Source organism: Kocuria sp. APC 4018 (assembly GCF_030407675.1).
GTDB classification, from domain to species: Bacteria; Actinomycetota; Actinomycetes; order Actinomycetales; family Micrococcaceae; genus Kocuria; species Kocuria rhizophila.
The window spans coordinates 1-16429 of the sequence record NZ_JASDCY010000063.1 but is presented as its reverse complement, the minus strand read 5'-3'; the positions used below and the strand labels follow the sequence as shown (position 1 = coordinate 16429).

Below are 16429 nucleotides of genomic sequence, written 5' to 3'. Positions count from 1 at the left end.
ACCCCCAGGAGAACCCTCGATGGCACGTCGCGTGACCACGCTCGTCCTGCCCGTGGCTCTTGTCGCACTCGCCCTGGCCGGGTGCGGGAGCGAGAAGCCGTCCAACGATGTCACCAGCCCGTCCCCGAGCAGCACCAGTGCGACGCCGACCCCGTCCGTGTCGCGCACTGCGACACCCTCCGCGGCAGCGGCAGCGGCGCCCGAGGAGACAGAGGAACCTGTCACCGAGGACACCGCGCCGGCTCAGGCCAACGCTGCCGCGGGCGACGGCGAAGTGCAGCAGTTCTTCCAGACCGGCGGGCAGTGCATCTCGGACGTGTGGAGCTCCTCCATGCCGCACACGGATGCTCTGCAGCAGAAAGTCATCGACTACTGCGCGGCCAACCAGCTGGGTGACTGGGCCCACGGAGTGGATCCGATGGATCCGAAGAACTACGGCGGCGGCAACGGGGAGTCGAATGCCCCCACATATGAGAAGCCGGACGCGGATGCGAACGGATACGTCGGACCATCCGACGAGTACTACGACTACGACGGATATGTGGCGCCAGGGTTCGAGTACCAGGTGGGGTCAGAGTGCTTCGACCCGGGCCTGGGCAGGTGCAAGACGAGCGGCGAGATCCAGTCCGAAAACTTGGAGCAGTAGGGCACTCTCCGCTCGAGCCACGTTCTTGATCATTAGGGATGCTCCGCCCCGGGCCAGGGTGCGGGTCGTGCGACCGTCTCGAGCCCGACATGCTGGCGCGCCACTGAGATATTTTCTGTGACATGAGTCACGATGGTGTCATCGGATCCCCCAATTCTCCGAGGCACCCCCATAATCGTCAGCCCCGTCACCGGCGGCATGCACTGCTACACCTGGATGCACACCAGCACACCCCACCCCGTAGTGCTCATCATGTCACCGGGTCACGTGCGGTCGCCGCGGAGAACGAGATCTTATACGACGGCCCGGCGGATCAGCTCGATGCCAAGTACAAAACCCTCAAGGCCTCCATCGAGGTGCGCCCGGCCGGTGGCAAGCCGCTGTACACCGCCGCCCTGGGCGCCGCGTCCTCCGGGGAGCACACCCCCGCAGGTTGAGGAGATCGTGCGCAACCAGGAGCATCCAGCCCAGGATCCGCAGGCCTCCCAGCTGGAAGCGGGGCGGGCCCTGTGGCTCGGCGGCCGGAACCTTGCGGACGGCACCTACGGCGGTGGACTGCCGATCCTGACGGGCGGCGAACTGGGAACCCTCACGAAGGTCGGTGCAATCGTCACCGAGGCCCTCCACGCGGTGAGCGTGCGTCCGCTCTGGAGGGCCCTGAGGTGGTCGCACGGACCGCTGCGGCGACACCCGTCCCTCGTCTCCCGGGGCGCGCGGGTGACCTGTCACGGGCCCGGGCCGCGCACCGTCGTTGTCGCGTCGCCGTGACGCCCTGCCCGGTCTCCGGCGGCACCAGCGGCCCGAACCTGCCGCCTACACTCGTGGGGTGCTGATTTTGCTGCCGCCCTCCGAGTCCAAGACCGCCCCCGCGAGCGGCGATCCGCTGAACCTCGCGTCCCTCGACCTGCCCGCACTCACCGGGGCGCGGTCCGAGCTTGCGGACGCGCTCGCCGAGGTGAGCGGGCGAGAGGACGCGCTGCAGGTGCTGGGCGTCGGTCCGTCGCTGGCCGCCGACGTCGCCCGCAACCGGCACCTGCGCACCGCACCCGCCGCGCCGGCCCTGGAGGTCTACACCGGGGTGCTCTACGACGCACTGGACGCCGCGAGCCTCTCGCCCGGGGCCCGCGAGGTGGCGGACTCCTCACTGCTGGTGATCTCCGCGCTGTGGGGTGCGGTGCGCCCCACGGACCGGATTCCGGCCTACCGGCTGTCCATGGGAACCGCGCTGCCGGGCACGGGAAAACTCAGCAGCTGGTGGAAACCGCGCCTCGCACCGGTGCTGGACGAGCTCGCCTCGGACCAGGTAGTTGTGGACTGCCGCTCTGCCGCCTACGCCGCGGCATGGAAGGCACCCGCGCCCCGCACCGTCACGGTGCGCGTGGAGCAGGAGAAGGCGGACGGCACCCGCTCGGTCGTCTCGCACCAGGCCAAGCACACGCGGGGGCTCGTGGCGCGGGCCCTGTGCGAGGTTCGCCGCGCCGGGGGTGCGCTGGACACGGTGCACGAGGTCCGTGACGCGCTGGCCGAGCGCTGGCACGTGGAGCTGAAGGATCCGACGAGTCGCTCGGCGGGGGTGCTGACGGTGGTGCTGGCACCCTGACCGCCCGTGCCGTGCCGGTGCGGGACGGTCGGCGGGGCGGCGGTGCGCGCGGCGTCAGTGGCCGAAGGGATCCTCGTCCACGCCGGGCAGCCACGTGGAGTCCGAGCCCCACTTCTCACGGGCCACGGCCTTGCGGGCCCTGCGCGACCACTTGGGGTTGAGCCGGTCCACATACAGCTTGCCGTCCAGGTGGTCGTACTCGTGCTGCATCACCCGGGCGAACCAGCCGTTGGCCTCGAACGCCACGGGATCCCCGTTCTCGTCCTGGCCCGCGATGCGCACCCACTCCGCGCGCTTGAGCGGCCACGCCTGGCCGGGCACCGACAGGCAGCCCTCGGCCTCCTCGTCCGGGTCCGGGGCCACCTCGGAGATCTTCCCCGTGGTGAGCACCGGGTTGACCAGGGTCCCGCGCGGGGCCACCCCGTCCTCGTTCTCGAAGAGGTAGGTGAAGATCCGCAGCCCCACCCCGATCTGCGGGGCGGCAAGACCCACGCCGTGGGACGCGTCCATCGTCTCGTGCATGTCCGCGACCAGGGTGCGCAGGGCGTCGTCGAACTCCGTGACCCGGGCGGCGGGCCGGTGCAGCACGGGGTTGCCGGAGATCACAATCGGGCGGATGCTCATGCGGGGGTACCTCGGGATTCACGGGTCTACGGTGCGGCGCCCGGGCCGGGGCCCGGTACTCGGCGGAGCCGCGTGCGGCGGCGCCCAGCCGGAGCACAATATATCGTGTCGGAACCGTCAGTAAGATGTGTATCCTCGCCGGAGTGCAGCGCGGGAGCCTGCACCGGGCGTTCTGCCTGTTCCGGTCCCGTCCGCTCCCGACCCGGCGTCCCGCCGGTGCCCATCCGTGGGCCCGGGCCCATGAACCGCAGGAGGTGCCACCGAGTGAGGGTCGCGTCACTACCCCACGGCCACGCGTACGTGCAGCACCTCAGCGATCCCGCCGGGGACCACGGTGTGACCCGCCTGCCGGATCCCGCTCCCGCACGAGCCGTGCCGGGCGCCGCGTGGTGGCCGCTGGTCATGCTCGACGAGTCCTGGATCCGTGCCCACTGCGAGGACTTCGACCTCTACCACCTGCACTTCGGCTTCGACCAGACCCCGCCCGGGACTCTGCAGCGCATCGTTGACACCCTCCACGGGCTCGGCAAGCCGTTCGTCTACACGGTCCACGACCTCCGCAACCCGCACCAGGTGGATCCCGCCGCCCAGGACGCCGCCCTGGACGTCCTGGTCCCCGCCGCGGACGGTCTGATCACGCTGACTCCCGGCGCCGCACGGACCGTCGAGCGGCGCTGGGGGCGTGAGGCCACGGTCATCCCGCACCCGCACGTCCTGCCGCTGGACCGGTGGCAGGCCCGTGGGCCCGTGGGACCGGTCCCCACCGTGGGGCTGAGCTTCAAGAGCATGCGCGCGAACATGAACCCTCTTCCTGTGGCCCGGCTGCTGCTGGAGCGCGCGGCCCGGGGTCAGATCCGGCTGGTGCTCGACGCGCACACGGACGTGGTCACACCCGGTGAGCGCCACCACGACCCCCGGGTGGCGCAGCTGCTGGACACGGCCCGCTCCACCCCGCACACCCGGGTGGACGTCCACGGGGTCTACACGGACGAGCAGCTGTGGGAGCACCTTCGTGGTCTGGACCTCTCGGTCCTCGCCTACCGCTTCGGCTCCCACTCCGGATGGCTGGAGCTGTGCCACGACCTCGGCACCAGGGTGCTCGCGCCGCACACGGGTTTCTACCACGAGCAGCATCCCGGGGTGCTCGGCTTCGACTGGGACCACAGCGGTCGACCGGACGAGGGTCAGATCGACGCCGCCCTCGCCTCCCTTCCCGGCAGCCCGCCGTGGCAGGCGTCCGCCGAGGAGCGCGCGGAGCAACGACGCCGGATTGCCGCCTCCCACACGGAGGTCTACCGGCGCGCGTCGGCCGCGCTCGGCCGGACGGGAGGGGATCCCGCATGAAGGTTGCCCTCCTGGCGCACGACCGCTTCCCCATCATCCCGCCGTTCTCCGGCGGGCTGGAGTCCTTCACGTGGCACCTGGCCCGCGGGCTGCGCGCGAGGGGCATCGACGTGGTGGTCTTCGCCGCGCCCGGTTCCGACCCCCAGCTGGGCATCGAGGAGCTGGACGTGGAACCACTCGTGCTCAGTGACGAGGCCCGCAACGACGTCTCCATGCCCCCCGAGGCCCAGGTGCGGGAGACGTTCTCGTACCTGCAGGTCATGCGGGCGTTCGCGTCCCGGCCGGACATCGACGTGGTGCACAACAACTCCCTGCACTTCCTGCCCATCGTGATGTCCGCAGCCATCCCGCAGCCCTTGCTGACCACGCTGCACACCCCCGCCACGCCGTGGCTCGAACCCGCGCTGCGCCTGACACCGACCGCCCACACGGTGGCCGTGAGCGACTCCGTGGCGCAGCTGTGGAGCACGGTCACGCCCGCGCGCGTGATCCGCAACGGCGTGGACCCTCACGAGTGGGGCCCGGGTCCGGGCGGGGACGCGCTCGTGTGGTCCGGACGGATCGTGCCCGAGAAGGCCCCCCACGTGGCCGCCCTGATCGCGATCAAGGCGGGGTGGCGGCTGCGCATCGCGGGGCCCGTGGCGGACCGGCAGTACTTCGAGACGCGGTTGAAGCCCCTGCTGGACGAGAACGTGACCTACGTCGGGCACCTGGACACGGACCAGCTCCGCGAGCTCGCGGGCCGCAGTGCGGCGAGCCTCGTGACCCCGGCGTGGGAGGAGCCCTACGGGCTGGTGGCCGCCGAGGCCATGGCCTGCGGCACCCCCGTCCTCGCCGTGGCCCGCGGTGGTCTCAGCGAGATCGTACGTTTCCCCGGCGGTCTCACGTCCCAGCCCGGTGCGAGCGAGGCGGAGACGGTGGCCGCAGCGGCCGCGATGCTGCCGCTCGTGGTGGGCATGGACCGGGCGCGCGTGCGGCGCTACGCGCTCGAGAACTGTTCCCTGGACGCCACGGTGGACGCCTATGCGGAGCTCTACCGGGAGCTGGTGCGCGCGTGATCGGGTACTACGTGCACCACCACGGCCTGGGGCACCGCAACCGGGCCACCCAGATCGCCCGTGAGCTGAGCGTTCCCGTGCTGGGCTTCAGCACACTCGAGTGCCCGCCGGACTGGCCGGGGGAGTGGGTCCAGCTGCCGCTGGACACCACCGACCAGCCGGAGGACCCCACGGCCAACGGGGTGCTGCACTGGGCACCCCTGGGTCACCCCGGGCACCGCGAGCGGATGGGGCTGCTGGCCGATCGTCTCCGCACCGACGTGGACCTCATGGTCACGGACACCTCCGCCGAGGTCACCCTGCTGGCCCGGCTCATGGGCGTTCCCACGGTCGTCATGGCCATGCGCGGCGACCGCACCGACCGCACGCACCGTGCGGCCTACGACGCCGCCACGGCCCTCGTCGCGCCGTGGTCCACCGAGACCGCCGAGCCGTACTGGCCCGAGGAGTGGAACCGCAAGACCACGTTCACCGGAGCCATCTCCCGCTTCGACACTCCCGTGCGGGATGCCGCCGGGGTGGGGAGGCACCCGCTGCAACCCGCCACGCCCGCCACCGGAGCCGACGCCGCCGAGCTGCCGAGCGGCGTCGTGCACCGTGAGAGCGTGCTGGTTGTGTGGGGCCGTGGCGGGACCGTGGTGGGGGACGCGGAGATCGCCGCGGCCCGCGCCGCGACGCCCGGCTGGCGCTGGACCGTCCGCACCCCGGACGCACCCTCCCCTGACCTGTGGCGTGAGCTCCACCAGGCCACCGTGGTGGTGACGCACGGTGGCAACAATGCCGTGGCCGAGCTCTCCGCCGCGCGCGTCCCCGCCGTGGTGGTGGCCCAGCCGAGACCGCACGACGAGCAGCTGGCCACGGCCGCAGCCCTGGACCGCGCCGGGATCTGCGTGGGCCTCGAGCACTGGCCGTCACCCGCCGACTGGCCCGTGCTCCTGGAACGCGCCCTCACCCTGGGTGGGCAGCGGTGGGACGTGTGGCGCCACGGCGACGGCGCCCACCGGGCCGCGGCGGCCCTGGAGGCCCTGCTGCGAGGGGAGAGTCCATGAGCACGGCCGTGGTGACGATCGCCAGTGGGCGGCACACCCACCTGCGGCGGCAGAGGGAGTGGCTCGCGGTGCAGAGCGAGGCCCCGCTGGTGCACGTGGTGGTGAGCATGGGGGACCCGCAGGTCGGCGGGGTGGTGCGGCTGCGCGCGGACCTTCCGAGCGACGTCGTGGAGCTGGAGCCGTGCGACGAGCTGCCCCTGGCCGCGGCCCGCAACGCCGGTGTGCAGCGGGCCGCGCAGCTCGGCGCGGACTCCGTGGTGCTGCTGGACGTGGACTGCCTGCCGCACCGGGAACTCGTGCGCGACTACTCGCGTGCCCTGCGCGAGCTGGGCGGGAAGCACGCGGTGGTGAGCGGGCGGGTGCAGTACCTGCCGGAGGGGATGACCGACGCGGACCACACGCCCGAGGTCGCTGCCCGGCTCGGGCGCGACCACGCCGCACGCGTGCTGCCCCCGCCCGGGGAGCTCGTGCCCGCCGACCCCCGTATGCTGTGGTCGCTGTCCATGGCCTGCACCGCGGCCACGTGGAACGCCGCCGGGGGATTCGACGAGCGCTACGTGGGCTACGGCGGCGAGGACACGGACTTCGGCCAGCGGATCGCCGCGGTCGGCGGAGGACTGTGGTGGCTGGGTGGCGCGGTGGCCTACCACCAGCACCACCCATCGCAGTCGCCTCCGGTGCAGCACGCGCGGGCGATCGCGCGCAACGCGAACATCTTCCGCGGGACGTGGGGCTTCGACCCCATGGAAGGGTGGCTGCACGAGCTGGAGCGGCTGGGGCACCTGCGCCGTGAGGGGAATGAATGGTCTGCGGTCGAACATTGTTCGACCGATGATGCGTGACCTTACTATTATGCTCGTCGGGTGACAGACGCACGCTCGGAGATCTCGCTCGCCCTCATCAACGACTACCCCGTGATCGTCGAAGGACTCGGGCGCATGCTGCAGGACCACCCCCGCCTGAGGGTCGTGGAACGCAATTCGGAGGGAGTGCCCGACGGCGGTGCGGACCTCGTGCTCTACGACGCGTTCGCCGCCACGGAACGCGGCGCCGCAGAGGTGACCCGTCTGATCGCGGAACCGCGCTTCCGCAAGGTGGTCATGTACACGTGGAACGTGAGTGCCGACCGGGTGTCCGAGGCCATGGACATGGGTATCGACGGATTCCTCTCCAAGGAGCTCAGCGCCGCGGACCTGGCCGAGGCCCTGGTGCGGGTGCACGAGGGTCAGCGCGTGGTGTCCCCGGAACCCGTTCGGGAGGACATCGCCCTGCCGGACTGGCCGGGCCGCCCCGAGGGTCTCTCCGCGCGGGAGGCGGAGGTGGTGGGGCTCATCACCCAGGGGTTCACCAACGACCAGATTGCGCGCAGCTGCTTCCTGAGCATCAACTCCGTGAAGTCCTACATCCGTTCCGCGTACCGCAAGATGGGCGTGGAACGCCGCAGCCAGGCCGTGCTCTGGGGTGTGCAGCACGGGATGGACCCCAGCGACCAGCCGGGGCCCACTCCCGGCTCGTGAGCATTCCCGCCCCGGTGACGGCCACCCCGTCAGGTGAGTGACGGCCCCGCAGTCCGCGGGGCACAATGGGATCATGACAGAAGACAAGTTCGCAGCAGACAAGAACGCACAGCAGCTCGCCGGCGAGGACGGCGGCTTCCCCGAGCAGGAGCAGACCCCTCCCGGGCTGTCCACGGACATGACGCCGTTCCCGGACCACGGCGAGCAGAACTGGGTGGGCCGCGGTCGGCTCGAGGGTCTCAAGGCCCTCGTGACGGGCGGCGACTCCGGGATCGGCCGTGCGGTGGCCATCGCCTTCGCCCGTGAGGGCGCGGACGTGGCCATCAACTACCTGCCCGAGGAGCAGTCCGATGCCGAGGACACCCGGCAGTGGATCGAGAAGGCCGGCCGCAAGGCGGTCCTGCTCCCCGCGGACCTGCGCGAGGAGTCCCAGGCGCGCGGCATCGTGGACCAGGCCGCCGAGCAGCTCGGCGGACTGGACATCCTGGTCAACAACGCGGGCTTCCAGTGGGCGCGCCGGGACGGCGGCCTGCAGGGATTGAAGACCGAGGAGATGGACCGGGTCTTCAAGACCAACCTGTACGCCCTGTTCTGGGTGTCCCAGCAGGCGCTGTCGTACCTCAAGGAGGGCTCGTCCATCATCAACGTGAGCTCCATCCAGGCCTACGACCCCTCCGAGAACCTGATCGACTACGCCTCCACCAAGGCCGCGATCAATAACTTCACGGTCAACCTGGCCAGTGAGCTGGGGGAGAAGGGGATCCGCGTCAACGCCGTGGCCCCCGGGCCCATCTGGACGCCGCTGCAACCCGCCACCAAGGCGGGTGAGGCCATGCCGGCCTTCGGCGGCGACACGCCGCTGGGCCGGGCGGGCCAGCCCTCGGAAATGGCGGGCGCCTTCGTGTTCCTGGCCAGCCCCGCCGAGGCCTCCTACGTCTCCGGCACGGTGATCGGCGTGACCGGCGGCAAGCCGGTCTTCTGATCCTCCGCGGAGGGCAGTGGCACAGTGGGTGCAGCGGCGTGGTCGCTGCACCCACTGCCGTGTCCGGATTCCGTTGACCCAGAGACAGAGCCCGACGCGCAGGGAGACTCCGTGACCACTCAGCCCACCATGCAGCGCCGCCTGGGACTCGGCGACGCCGTGGCCATCGGCCTCGGGTCGATGATCGGCGCCGGCATCTTCGCCGTGTTCGCGCCCGCAGCCCAGACGGCCGGCACCTGGTTGCCGCTCGCCCTGCTGCTCGCGGGGCTCGTGGCGCTGTGCAACGCGCTGTCCTCCGCCCAGCTGGCCGCGCAGTACCCCGTGGCGGGCGGGAGCTACGTCTACGGCCGGGAGCGCCTGGGGCCCTGGCCAGGATTCTTCGCGGGGTGGTGCTTCGTCACCGGCAAGACCGCCAGCTGCGCGGCCATGGCCATGACGTTCGCGGCCTACGCCGCCCCCGGTCCGTGGGAGCGGCTCGTCGCCGCGGCGGCCGTGGTCGCCCTCGTGACCGTCAACTGCCTGGGGGTCAGCCGCACCGCACGCGCCACCAAGATCCTGGTGGCTCTGGTTCTCGCCGTCCTGGCGCTCGTGGCGCTGGCCGGGGTCCAGTCCGGAGTCTCCGCGGGAGTCGCACCCTTTTCCTCGGCCCCGCCCGCGGGTGCCTACGGGGTGCTGCAGGCCGCGGGGCTGCTCTTCTTCGCGTTCGCCGGGTACGCGCGGATCGCCACCATGGGCGAGGAGGTCCGCGATCCCGCCCGCACGATCCCCCGCGCCATCGTCATCGCCCTGAGCGGCGCTCTCGTGATCTACGGCGTCCTCGCCATGCTGTCGCTCGCGGTCCTCGGCCCCGCCGCGCTCGCCGCCTCCACGACGCCGCTCGCGGACCTCGCCGCGGTCGGCGGCTGGGACTGGACGGCCCCGGTGGTGCGCCTGGGCGCAGCCGCCGCGACCCTGGGTGCCCTGCTGGCGGGGATCACGGGCATTGCCCGCACGTCCCTGGCGATGGCGCGCACGGGGGACCTGCCCCGGCCCCTCGCCGTGCTGGACGTGCACCACGGGGTGCCGCGCCGGGCGGAGATCGCCCTCGGCGCGGTGGTCGTGCTGCTGGTCCTCACGGGGGACGTCCGCCAGGTCATCGGCTTCTCGTCCTTCGGCGTGCTGCTGTACTACCTCGTGGCGAACCTCAGCGCGTTCACCCAGACCGGAGAGCACCGCCGGTATCCGCGGGCCGTGTCCGTGCTGGGGGCTTCCCTGTGCGTACTGCTGGTGGCCACCCTGCCGTTGACCTCCGTGCTCGCGGGCGTGCTGGTGCTGTGTGCGGGAGTGCTGTGGCGGGTGCTGCGGCTGCACCGCACGGCTCGCCGGTCAACGGGCCCCCGCAGGGGTGGTGACGGGGAGCTTCGTCGGTGATTTACTGGGGGCATGCGTGCACTGACATGGCAAGGACTCGGCGACGTCCGGGTTGAGAACGTTCCCGATCCCGTCCTGCAGGACCCCACGGACGCGATCGTGCGGGTGACCTCCACGGCCATCTGCGGCTCGGACCTGCACCTCTACGGTGTGCTGGGCCCGTACATGCACAAGAACGACGTGCTGGGCCACGAGTTCATGGGCATCGTGGAGGAAGTGGGCTCCGAGGTCTCCTCCCTGAAACCAGGAGACCGGGTGGTCGTCCCCTTCGTGATCGCGTGCGGGCACTGCTGGATGTGCGACCGCGGGCTCTTCGCGGCGTGCGAGACCACGCAGATGCGTGAGATGGGCACCGGGGCGGCCCTGTTCGGGTTCTCGTCGCTCTACGGTGCCGTGCCCGGTGGCCAGGCCGAGATGGTCCGGGTGCCCCACGCGGACTTCGGCCCGGTGAAGCTCCCCCAGGACTTCGACGACGAGCGCTTCCTCTACCTCAGCGACATCCTGCCCACCGCGTGGCAGGGCGTGAAGTACGCGAACGTGGGGGAGCAGGACACCCTGGCGGTGCTGGGCCTCGGCCCCGTGGGCCAGCTGGCGGTGCGCTCCGCCAAGCTGCAGGGCGTGCAGCGCGTCATCGCGGTGGACCTCGTGGACGAGCGCCTGGCCACGGCCAAGAGCTGGGGCGTGGAGACGGTGGACCTGCGCGAGGTGGACGACGTCTCCGAGACGCTGCGCGAGATGACCGACGGGCGCGGTCCGGACGGCGTCCTGGACGCGGTGGGCATGGAGGCCCACGGCAACCCGGTGGCGGAGAAGATCGTCGCGGGTGCGGCCCGGTTGCCCAAGGCCCTGGGTCGAAAGACCATCGAGACGGTGGGGATCGACCGCCTGGACGCCCTGCACACCGCGATCCACAGCGTGCGCCGCGCGGGCACGGTGTCCCTCTCCGGTGTCTACGGTGGGATGGCCGACCCCATGCCCATGATGGAGATGTTCGACAAGGGCATCACCATGCGCATGGGCCAGTGCCACGTCCGTCACTGGACGGACGAGCTGCTGGAGATCGCCAGCCGCCCGGAGGACGTCCTGGGGCTGGAGTCCCTGGCGACCCACCACGTGTCCCTGGACGACGCCCCTGAGGCGTACAAGATGTTCCAGGAGAAGAAGGACGGCTGTCTCAAGGTGGTCCTCAAGCCGTAGGGCCTGGTTCGAACGGCGGCCGGTCGCTTCCCCCGCGGGGCGGCCGGCCGCCGTCGTGCTGTCCTGAGGCGGGTCGCACGGGGCTGCACCGGGATGCGGGGGTGCCGACCGCCGGGCCCCGCGCACCGGGCCGGTGGTTCGTGGCGGCACGCGAGTCCGGTCTCGGGGGAGGGCTGGTCCCGAGGGGCACTGGCCCGGACACGAAGAACGCGGCATCCGCACCGGATGCCGCGTTCTTCGAGCGATGGGGTGAGCGACGGGGGTTGAACCCGCGACCTCCTGGACCACAACCAGGCGCTCTGCCGACTGAGCTACGCCCACCATGAAACCCGTTGCGGAACGCTGTGCGTCCCTCCGGGCAACGACGACCACTATAGCGCACGTTCGGCCGCATTCCCGCATCGGGGCGCCGGCCGCGCGGGCGGGGTCAGTGGCCCGAACGGGTGGGGGAGGCCTGGATCAGCGCGGCGACCCTGCGGGCGTCGTCGGACGTGGGCCCCGGGTCCCCGGGGAACAGGATGTGGCGGTAGTAGCGCAGCTCGTCGATCGAGTCCTCGATGTCTCCCAGCGCGCGGTGGTTGCCGGTCTTCTCCGGTGCCTGGAAGTAGGCCCGCGGGTACCAGCGGCGGGCCAGCTCCTTGATCGTGGAGACGTCGATGATCCGGTAGTGCAGGTGGTCCACGAGCTCCGGCATGTCCCGGCTCAGGAACGTCTTGTCGGTGCCCACGGAGTTGCCGCCCAGGGGGGCCTTGCCCGCCTCGGGAACCCACTCGCGGATGTAGTCCAGCACCATGGCCTGGGCCTGGGCCATGTCCGTGCCCTTCTCCAGCTCGGGGAGCAGCCCGGACTTCTCGTGCATGGTGCGCACGAAGTCGTTCATCTGCTCCAGCGCCTGCTGCGGCGGCTTGATCACCACGTCCACGCCGCTGCCGAGCACGTTCAGCTCGTCGTCGGTCACGAGCGCTGCCACTTCGATCAACGCGTCATCGGACAGGGACAACCCCGTCATCTCGCAGTCGATCCACACGATTCTCCGGTTTCCAGTCGTCACGCCGTCCAATCTATCGCGCCGCGGGCCCCCTCCCGCGCCCGCGGCCGGATGCCGCCCCGGGTCCCGGCGCGAGGCCGCCCCGGGGTTCCGCCACGACGGCGCCCACCGGTCAAGCACGACGCCGCCCGGGCCCGGTGCCGACGCCGCGCGGTAGGATCGGCCCCGACGTCTCCACCGGGCACCCGCACAGGAGACACCCGCCGGAGCATTCGTCCACGCCCGGCACGCACTCGACCGGGAGGAGCGCCGTGCGCCCCACGTCCACGACGGACCGCCACGCCACGAGGCCCCCGGGAACGGGTGCGCCGCGAGCGGAACGGGACGCGGCGACGTCGTCCTCCCTGCGCCGGACGGTGCTCATGGGCACGCTGGGCTCGGTGATGCTGTTCCTCGGCTCCCTGGGCGTCGGGTGGCTGGCCAGTGTGTCCGGGCTCCGGCGCAATCCCCTGGTCATGTGGATGCGGTTCGAGACCCTGGGTGTCGTCGTGTCCGTGGTGCTGCTGGCCCTGGGGGCCATGCTCCTGGTGCGGCAGTGGCTGCGGCTGGGGCAGAAGCTGCACCCGTGGGGGCCGCAGAGCGCACGGTGGGTGCTGATCGCGATCGCCGCGTGGGCGGGGCCCATGCTCGTGAGCATCCCGCTGTTCAGCCGGGACGTGTACTCGTACATCGGGCAGGGGCGGGTCATGGCCAACGGGCTGAACCCGTACGAGTCCGGGGTCTCGTCCATCGACAACTTCTTCCAGCTCGGCGCGGACCAGCTGTGGGCCGAGTCCCCGCCGCCCTACGGGCCCGTCTTCCTGTGGATCGAGCAGCTGGTGGTCACGATCTCGGGGGGCAACCCCGATGTCGCGGTGCTGCTGTTCCGAGCCCTGTGCGTGGTCTCCGTGATCGCGTGCATGTGGGTGATCCCGCGCCTGGCGCGGCTGCACGGGGTCAACCCCCGACGCGCGCTGTGGCTCTCGGTGGCCAATCCGCTGTTCCTCACCAACTTCGTGATCGCCGCGCACAACGACGCCATCATGCTCGCGCTCGCCCTGCTGGGCACGTACGCGGCCGCCGTGCAGCGCAACTGGAAGGGCGGGCTGATCGGCACCACCCTCGTGACCCTCTCGGTGGCCATCAAACCCATCACCCTGGTGTTCCTGCCCTTCGTGGGCCTGCTGTGGGCGGGCAAGAACGCCGGCTGGACCCGCAAGTTCGTGGTGTGGGCGCTCACGCTGGCCTACTCCGTGGCGCTGCTGGCCGTCATGGGGCTCATCAGCGGCTTCGGCTTCGGGTGGGTCTCCGCGGTGTCCACCCCGGGAACGGTGTACATCTGGTACGCGCCCTTCGGGCTGCTGGGGCTCTTCGCGCAGCTCGTGGGGGACTCGTGGGGCCTCGACGGCTCCGCGTGGATGGGGGCCGTGCACACCCTGGGCACGGTGATCGCCGCGGGCGTGGCGATCGTGCTGATGTTCGTGGGGCGCGATGCCACCATCATGCGCCGGCTCGCGTGGTCCATGGCGGGCTTCGTGCTGCTCGCCCCGATCATCCAGGCCTGGTACGTGGTGTGGCTGATCCCCCTGTTCGCCATCACCGGGATCCGCCCCGACTGGCAGACGGACGTGCTGTTCTTCGTCACGGGGTTCTTCTCGGTCTACGCAGTGGCGGACCAGCTGGACATCTTCCCCTACCTGGACCTCAGCCTCATCGCGGCCCGCGTGATCGCCGCGCTGCTCGCGCTGACGTACGGGATCTACCTCTGGGCCCTGGACCCGGCCACGCGCCGCATCCGCCGCCACGGGCCGGCACCGGGGCAGCGGCCCGTGGTGCTCTAGACCCGGGTGCGCTAGACCCGGGTGCTCCAGACCCGGTGCCGCGAACCCGTGCATGGACCGGCGGCCCCGTTCCACAGGGAACGGGGCCGCCGGTCTGTCAGTGGGCGCAGCTCACACGCCGTAGTAGAGCTGGAACTCCAGGGGGTGGGGGACCAGCGAGAGCGGCTTGAGCTCGAACTCGCGCTTGTACTCGATCCAGGACTCGATCAGGTCCTCGGTGAACACGTCACCGGCGAGCAGGAACTCGTGGTCCTCCTCCAGGGCCTTCAGCGCCTCCTCGAGTGAGGTGGGGGCCTTCTTGATGTCCTTGGCCTCCTCCGGGGGCAGCTCGTAGAGGTCCTTGTCCACCGGGTCCGCGGGCTCGATCCGGTTGCGGATGCCGTCCAGGCCCGCCATCAGCTGGGCGGCGAACGCGAGGTACGGGTTGCAGGAGGGGTCCGGGGCGCGGAACTCTAGGCGCTTGGCCTTGGGGTTGGTGCCCGTGATGGGGATGCGGATGCCCGCGGAGCGGTTGCCCTGCGAGTAGACCATGTTCACGGGGGCCTCGTAGCCCTTCACCAGACGGCGGTAGGAGTTCACCGTGGGGTTGGTGAACGCCAGCACGGCGGAGGAGTGCTCCAGCAGACCGCCGATGTACCAGCGGGCCACGTCCGAGAGACCGGCATAGCCCTTCTCGTCGTAGAACAGCGGCTCGCCGCCCTTCCACAGGGACTGGTGGCAGTGCATTCCGGAGCCGTTGTCGTCGTACACGGGCTTGGGCATGAAGGTGACCGTCTTGCCGTAGGCGTCCGCGGTGTTCTTGATGACGTACTTGAACTTCAGCAGGTCGTCGGCCGCGGCCGTCAGGGTGGAGAATGTGTAGTTGATCTCCGCCTGGCCGGAGGCGCCCACCTCGTGGTGGGAGCGCTCGACCTCGAGACCCACCTCGTCCAGGGCCACGCACATGGCGTCACGCAGGTCCGCCTGCTTGTCCACGGGGGAGACGGGGAAGTAGCCACCCTTGAGCGGGGTCTTGTTGGCCAGGTTGCCGCCCTCCTCCTTCCGGCCGCTGTTCCACGGGGCCTCCTCGGAGTCCAGCTTGTAGAACGTGGACTCCGGGCGGACCTGGAAGCGGGCGTCGTCGAACACGAAGAACTCGGCCTCGGACGCGAAGTTGGCGGTGTCCGCGATGCCCGTGGAGGCCAGGTAGGCCTCGGCACGCTCGGCCACCCCGCGGGGGTCGCGGTGGTAGGGCTCACCGGTGCGGGGGTTCACGATCGAGCACGTGACCACCAGGGTCTTCTCCACGCGGAAGGGATCCACGAAGGCCGACTGGGGGTCGGGGATCAGCTGCATGTCGGACTCGGCGATGCCCTGGAAGCCGCGGATCGAGGACCCGTCGAAGAGCTGGCCGTCCGTGAAGAAATCCTCGTCCACCGCCTTGGCCGGCAGGTTGAAGTGCTGCTGCACCCCGGGCATGTCCGTGAAGCGGAGGTCGACGAACACGACCTCCTCGTCCTTGAGGAATGCCAGAACTTCTTCGGCTGATTGGAACATGGACCTGTTCTCCTTGTCTGTGGGCGTCCGATCGACGCCGCGGCGGACCCTGTCGGGGACCGCGGCCGTTCGGTTCTGGTGTCCAGCGTAGGAACCTGGCGTTGCCCACCCGTGACGCGCGTGTTTCGCGCGTGTAACAGCCCCGGGAGGGCGGCCGACCGGTCAGTACGGGTCCCAGTCTAGCGAGGCTGCACGGGGTCACCGGGCACGGCGGATAGGCTGGAACCATGATTTCTCGCCAGGACATGGGCTCGTGGCTCGACGGCGCCCCGGGCTCGGGCAGCCCCTATCCGGGCCGTCGGCTCGGTCGCCCTCCGGAGGGCCCGGCCTCGGTCGCACGCTTTGCGCCCCGGGCGGTGGCGCTCGTGCTGGACTGGCTCATCTCGCTGGCCATCGCGGGTCTGTTCCTCGCGCAGTGGAACGGTGCCGGGCTCATGAACCTGCTGGTGTTCTTCGTGCTGAGCGCGCAGATGGTCGGGTTCTTCGGGCGTTCCCCGGGCCACTGGATCATGGGTCTGCAGGTGCAGACGATGAACGGCCGCCCCGCCGGTTTCGGCAGAGCGGCCGTTCGGTCGCTGCTGATCTGTCTGGTGGTCCC

At 70.9% G+C, this 16429-nt stretch carries 15 protein-coding genes, 1 tRNA gene and 1 pseudogene; 13 read left to right on the top strand and 4 right to left on the bottom strand.

Features of this window, described 5'->3' with window-relative positions; genetic code table 11:
- From QL985_RS10245 to QL985_RS10235, 3 genes and pseudogenes are all read left to right on the top strand, one after another.
- Positions 1-646: pseudogene (locus QL985_RS10245) on the top strand (hypothetical protein); the annotation flags it as partial.
- A 444-nt stretch (positions 647-1090) separates the two neighbouring features.
- Positions 1091-1414 (top strand): hypothetical protein, encoded by a 324-nt coding sequence (locus QL985_RS10240; RefSeq protein WP_124109608.1) that lies wholly within the window; start codon positions 1091-1093, stop codon positions 1412-1414.
- 58 nt (positions 1415-1472) lie between these two features.
- The gene (locus tag QL985_RS10235) at positions 1473-2246 is read left to right on the top strand and encodes a peroxide stress protein YaaA (protein WP_124109609.1); all 774 of its coding nucleotides are present in this window, start codon (positions 1473-1475) and stop codon (positions 2244-2246) included.
- A gap of 54 nt (positions 2247-2300) precedes the next feature.
- Here the strand turns inward: QL985_RS10235 and def are convergent, their stop codons facing one another.
- A complete protein-coding gene (gene def / locus QL985_RS10230; protein WP_019310715.1) occupies positions 2301-2870 on the bottom strand; it encodes a peptide deformylase in 570 nt (189 codons plus the stop codon).
- A gap of 264 nt (positions 2871-3134) precedes the next feature.
- Between def and QL985_RS10225 the strand changes: the two genes are divergently transcribed.
- The 8 genes from QL985_RS10225 (at position 3135) to QL985_RS10190 (ending at position 11427) form a co-directional block, all read left to right on the top strand.
- Positions 3135-4214 (top strand): glycosyltransferase, encoded by a 1080-nt coding sequence (locus QL985_RS10225; protein WP_019310714.1) that lies wholly within the window; start codon positions 3135-3137, stop codon positions 4212-4214.
- Positions 4211-5272 carry a glycosyltransferase gene (locus QL985_RS10220; RefSeq protein WP_019310713.1) on the top strand — a complete coding sequence of 354 codons (1062 nt, stop codon included), beginning with the start codon at positions 4211-4213 and terminating at the stop codon, positions 5270-5272. Before QL985_RS10225 ends, QL985_RS10220 begins: the two co-directional genes overlap by 4 nt.
- The gene (locus QL985_RS10215) at positions 5269-6321 is read left to right on the top strand and encodes a glycosyltransferase (protein ID WP_257745097.1); all 1053 of its coding nucleotides are present in this window, start codon (positions 5269-5271) and stop codon (positions 6319-6321) included. The genes QL985_RS10220 and QL985_RS10215 overlap by 4 nt, the downstream gene beginning before the upstream one ends.
- Complete coding sequence (locus tag QL985_RS10210) at positions 6318-7163, top strand: galactosyltransferase-related protein (protein WP_019310711.1); 846 nt, start codon at positions 6318-6320, stop codon at positions 7161-7163. The genes QL985_RS10215 and QL985_RS10210 overlap by 4 nt, the downstream gene beginning before the upstream one ends.
- Positions 7164-7184: 21 nt before the next feature.
- A complete protein-coding gene (locus QL985_RS10205) occupies positions 7185-7838 on the top strand; it encodes a response regulator transcription factor (RefSeq protein WP_019310710.1) in 654 nt (217 codons plus the stop codon).
- Between the two features lie 73 nt (positions 7839-7911).
- Positions 7912-8820 (top strand): SDR family oxidoreductase, encoded by a 909-nt coding sequence (locus tag QL985_RS10200; RefSeq protein ID WP_029603447.1) that lies wholly within the window; start codon positions 7912-7914, stop codon positions 8818-8820.
- Between the two features lie 129 nt (positions 8821-8949).
- A complete protein-coding gene (locus QL985_RS10195; protein ID WP_050899503.1) occupies positions 8950-10230 on the top strand; it encodes an APC family permease in 1281 nt (426 codons plus the stop codon).
- 12 nt (positions 10231-10242) lie between these two features.
- On the top strand, positions 10243-11427 hold the full coding sequence (locus QL985_RS10190) for a zinc-dependent alcohol dehydrogenase (protein ID WP_019310707.1): 1185 nt from the start codon (positions 10243-10245) through the stop codon (positions 11425-11427).
- Positions 11428-11672: 245 nt separating this feature from the next.
- Here the strand turns inward: QL985_RS10190 and QL985_RS10185 are convergent.
- Positions 11673-11748: transfer RNA gene (locus QL985_RS10185), tRNA-His, on the bottom strand.
- Between the two features lie 106 nt (positions 11749-11854).
- Positions 11855-12478, bottom strand: coding sequence for an oligoribonuclease (gene orn / locus QL985_RS10180; protein ID WP_223246194.1), 624 nt, complete (start codon positions 12476-12478; stop codon positions 11855-11857).
- Positions 12479-12726: 248 nt separating this feature from the next.
- Here orn and mptB point away from each other — a divergent pair, with 248 nt between their 5' ends.
- Positions 12727-14295 (top strand): polyprenol phosphomannose-dependent alpha 1,6 mannosyltransferase MptB, encoded by a 1569-nt coding sequence (gene mptB, locus QL985_RS10175; protein WP_039100833.1) that lies wholly within the window; start codon positions 12727-12729, stop codon positions 14293-14295.
- Positions 14296-14406: 111 nt separating this feature from the next.
- Here the strand turns inward: mptB and glnA are convergent, their stop codons facing one another.
- A complete protein-coding gene (gene glnA / locus QL985_RS10170; protein WP_039100834.1) occupies positions 14407-15831 on the bottom strand; it encodes a type I glutamate--ammonia ligase in 1425 nt (474 codons plus the stop codon).
- Between the two features lie 227 nt (positions 15832-16058).
- Here glnA and QL985_RS10165 point away from each other — a divergent pair.
- The coding region (locus QL985_RS10165) for an RDD family protein (protein WP_290147777.1) at positions 16059-16429 on the top strand (371 nt) is incomplete at its 3' end.

Bases quoted from the DNA above. Each gene is read 5' to 3' on its own strand.
- def (WP_019310715.1), bottom strand. From the start codon at position 2,870: ATGAGCATCCGCCCGATTGTGATCTCCGGCAACCCCGTGCTGCACCGG.
- QL985_RS10220 (WP_019310713.1), top strand. From the start codon at position 4,211: ATGAAGGTTGCCCTCCTGGCGCACGACCGCTTCCCCATCATCCCGCCG.
- QL985_RS10210 (WP_019310711.1), top strand. From the start codon at position 6,318: ATGAGCACGGCCGTGGTGACGATCGCCAGTGGGCGGCACACCCACCTG.
- QL985_RS10200 (WP_029603447.1), top strand. From the start codon at position 7,912: ATGACAGAAGACAAGTTCGCAGCAGACAAGAACGCACAGCAGCTCGCC.
- QL985_RS10195 (WP_050899503.1), top strand. From the start codon at position 8,950: ATGCAGCGCCGCCTGGGACTCGGCGACGCCGTGGCCATCGGCCTCGGG.
- QL985_RS10190 (WP_019310707.1), top strand. From the start codon at position 10,243: ATGCGTGCACTGACATGGCAAGGACTCGGCGACGTCCGGGTTGAGAAC.
- glnA (WP_039100834.1), bottom strand. From the start codon at position 15,831: ATGTTCCAATCAGCCGAAGAAGTTCTGGCATTCCTCAAGGACGAGGAG.